General features: G+C 70.0%; 3 protein-coding genes and 1 pseudogene. 1 reads left to right on the forward strand and 3 read right to left on the reverse strand.

What is annotated here, in order from left to right:
* Positions 1–462, forward strand: a 462-nt coding sequence (locus D7X12_RS40715) for a 3-oxoacyl-[acyl-carrier-protein] synthase III C-terminal domain-containing protein (RefSeq protein ID WP_279637298.1), incomplete at its 5' end; no start/stop codon positions are given.
* 10 nt (positions 463–472) lie between these two features.
* Here the strand turns inward: D7X12_RS40715 and D7X12_RS40720 are convergent.
* From D7X12_RS40720 to D7X12_RS43320, 3 genes and pseudogenes are all read right to left on the reverse strand, one after another.
* Complete coding sequence (locus tag D7X12_RS40720) at positions 473–1,294, reverse strand: hypothetical protein (protein ID WP_120630484.1); 822 nt, start codon at positions 1,292–1,294, stop codon at positions 473–475.
* Positions 1,295–1,311: 17 nt separating this feature from the next.
* Positions 1,312–2,127, reverse strand: coding sequence for a hypothetical protein (locus tag D7X12_RS40725; protein ID WP_120630485.1), 816 nt, complete (start codon positions 2,125–2,127; stop codon positions 1,312–1,314).
* Between the two features lie 47 nt (positions 2,128–2,174).
* Positions 2,175–2,560, reverse strand: a pseudogene (locus tag D7X12_RS43320) (hypothetical protein); the annotation flags it as partial.

Raw genomic sequence — 2,560 nt, forward strand, 5'->3', positions numbered from 1 at the left:
GTGGTGGGGGAAGCGGGGCCCGGAGGCCGGCTCGTCCTCGTGGACTGGGCGGCGGACACCTTCAGCGACGAGTACGGCGCGATGGTGCTGGGCGTGCGCCCGGAGTCAGGCCTCGCGCACCCGACCTACGGCATCGCGCCCACGGGCGGCATCCAGGCGTTCCTCAAGTCGGGGATGAACGGGCCGCCCCAGCTGATTGCCCGGCTGCTGGCGAAGCACGGTATCACCCCGGACGAGGTGACGCTCATCTCGCACCAGGCCACGCGCAAGCTGATGGACCACTGGGCCCAGCAGATCCGCCCGCGCGAGTACCTGGATACCTTCGAGGAGCTGGGCAACATGGTGCACGCGTCGATGCCGGTGACGCTGGCCCGGTTCCAGCGCGAGCTGCGCACGAAGTACCTGGTGCTGGTGGGCCTGGGCATCGGCGCGCACCAGCTCGCGGTGCTGGTCCGCGTCTGACGCGGGCGCGCTACTGGTCGTCGCAGGGCGTGCCCAGCCGGATGCCCGTGTAGACGCCCAGCTCGTTGTAGATGAGCGGCAGGTTCTGCTCCACGGGCACGTTGCGCAGGCTGACCTCCTTGCGCGGGCCCTCGACCCACATGGGCGTCTGCGCGCGGTCGATGACGAGCCGCAGCTCGCCGCGCTTCGTGGTGAAGATCTCCCCTTCGGAGTCCGACACCACGTTGGTCATCTTCTGCGGTTTCATGTCGCCGCGCGGCCCGATGAACACCCGGAAGTTGCGCGAGTCCGAGGACGAGGAGCCCTTGTCCACGTAGTAGTACGTGCCCTTCGAGTCGCGCAGCAGCGCGTGCGGGACGTACTTCTGCGGGTTGGGGGCGTAGGTGGCCTTGCGCAGCAGCTCCCGCGCCTCCGCGCCCGGGAGCATCTCCAGGCGCACCTTGGTTTCGCCACAGCGCAGCGAACAGGTTCGCTCCTTCACGTCCGCGGACAGCTCCGAGTACACGCGCAGGTCGCGGCCCTGGTAGTCGGGGGTGCCGTGCCGGTTGTAGAAGCGCGGGTCCAGGAAGTTCTCTGAGGAGAGGAAGCCCTGGGGACGGGGCACCTCGACGAGCTGCTTCGCGTCGCCGTAGTAGAGCCGGTCCTCCAGGTTCTCCGTGTCCTCGCGGGGGACGGAGACGAAGTAGTGGCCCTTGCCGTCGGTGCACACGGAGGTGGCCTCCAGGTGCATGCGCTGCCCCAGGTTCTCCGCCTTGCCCCAGGGCGGTTCGACGGCGGCGGTGGTGCTGGAGCCGAGCAGCAGGGCGACGGTGAGGATGCGCTGGAAGGTCATGGGTGTGCGGGCGCGGGCTAGAGGTGCTTCTTGAAGTAGCGGGTGGCGGCCTTCTCCTGGTTGGAGGCCTCCGGGGACGTGGTCCACACGAAGCGGTCTCCTTGCAGGGTGGGCTCCAGGGCCGCGCCGAGGCGGCAGTCGAGGTGCTGGAGGCGGGCCTTCACCGTGCGGCGGGCTTCCTCGGACGTGCCGCACATCGTCTTCAGCGCGGTGAGCGGGAAGCCGCAGAAGCGGGTGATGTTCACATCCTTGAGCTGCGCTTCCGTGACGGTGGCCCAGTCGATGGCGCCCGCCGCGGACGTGCCGCAGGCGGTGTTCATGGCCTGGAGCGCTTCCGCGTAGGCGGTGTCGTGGACCGCTTCCTCGGCCTTGCGGTCGAAGGCCATCAGCTTCGCGAGCTGGCCGCTCTGGGTCTGCTGCTGGTGCTGCGCGTAGACCTCCTCCGGCTTGAGCTTCTGCGAGCGCGCCTCGTCGTACTGGACGGCGATGCCGTTGCCGGGGCCGCCGGGCCAGTGCAGCTCCACACGCGTGCCCACGGTGACGAGCGGCGAGTAGTTCCGGCCGTGCCACTGGGTGGTGTAGCTCACGCGCGAGGCGCTGACGCTGCTCCAGTCCTTGGCCACGTAGGGGAGCACGAGCCCGTCCAGCACGGAGCCCGTGCCCTGGATGCGCACGAGGAACTTCTTCTGGTCGCGCGGCGTGAGCGGCACGAGCGCCACCTGTTCGCCCTGCGGTCCCACGAACACCTTGCCGGCTTCGACGGGGGCCGCGGCCCGGGCGGGCAGGGTGCCCAGGACAGCGGACAGTACGGCCACTGCGACGACGATTTTCACGTGCGATTCCTCACCCGGGCCTGCCCCGCGTGTGGCGGGGAACCTGCTCAGGGCGGCAATTCGATATCATACGTCTGACATTCGGAGGCGACCTCTTGCCGCTCCCGGGCGGTCACCTTGCGCGACTCCGCGAGCGAGTTCGCCAGGTCCCGCGTCTGGCAGCGGACGCGGATCGCCAGCAGGTGCGCGGCCAGGTTGTCCTGCTCCGTGTAGCTGCGCTGGGCCATGCGGACCGCCCTGTCCGGATCTCGCGCGGCGAGCGCCGCGCGGGCTTCGCGGAGGGCGTCGATCGCGGACGGCTGGGTCGGGTTGCGCAGGCGCGTCGGCCCACGGACTCCGGCCTGCTTCACGGGCGGCTTGACCGTGGGCGGCGTGACGGGGGGAGGGGACTCGACGACCGGAGTCTTCGGAGGCTCGACCGGCGGTGTGGGAA

It is taken from the genome of Corallococcus sicarius, assembly GCF_003611735.1.
Taxonomy (GTDB): domain Bacteria; phylum Myxococcota; class Myxococcia; order Myxococcales; family Myxococcaceae; genus Corallococcus; species Corallococcus sicarius.

What these genes read in the sequence shown, in the direction of transcription:
- D7X12_RS40720 (WP_120630484.1), bottom strand. Translation starts at nt 1,294, where the DNA reads ATGACCTTCCAGCGCATCCTCACCGTCGCCCTGCTGCTCGGCTCCAGC.